At 27.7% G+C, this 614-nt stretch carries 1 protein-coding gene; it reads left to right on the top strand.

Translation table 11 applies throughout. The features are described 5' to 3' along the window. Nucleotides 1-156 precede the first annotated feature (156 nt). Entirely contained in the window at nucleotides 157-582 is a 426-nt protein-coding gene (locus CP368_RS10150) for a YSIRK-type signal peptide-containing protein (RefSeq protein WP_098046065.1), read from the top strand. Nucleotides 583-614 lie beyond the last annotated feature (32 nt).

The raw sequence follows: 614 nt of genomic DNA, 5'->3' as shown, positions 1-614 counted from the left end.
AAATTAATATAAGTTAAATGGTACTCTTATTACATATTACTTATAAAAAGTAATAAAATACTTTAAAAAAGATATACATAATGATATATTAATATTTATAGCTATGTTAAATATGTTCATATAGAATAAACATGCTTTAAGTGATGTGATATTAAGATGTTATCTGAAAATAACTATAATGAGAAAATAAGGAAATCTAATAATAAAAGAAATAAATATTCAATTAGGAAACTATCAGTTGGAGCTGTCTCAGCTTTGATTGGAGTTTCTTTTTTTGGCTTTAGTTCTCAAGTAGTGAGTGCAGATACCGGAATAAATACTGCTGGTGATATAAGTCATCATGTAGCATGTGCAGATGCTGCTGATAATAACAGCAACGGACATAATAATCCGGCAACTGATTCAGATACTTGGCAAATTGGAAGTCAAAACACTAAAGAATATGACGGAAAAGAAACTAATAAGATTGATGTTAATAAGTTTAGTTTGTCAGATGGTGATAAAAAACTAAATACCAGCAGCATCAATAATGATAACTTTCAATGGGTTGATAAAAATGCGCCGATTGTAAAATTAAATTGAACACTTGATAGAAAATAAAAAGTCCATTTGGA

The sequence above is a fragment of the Lactobacillus sp. UMNPBX17 genome (assembly GCF_002553735.1).
GTDB lineage: Bacteria > Bacillota > Bacilli > Lactobacillales > Lactobacillaceae > Lactobacillus > Lactobacillus gallinarum.
This window is presented reverse-complemented; position numbering and strand designations above follow the sequence as displayed.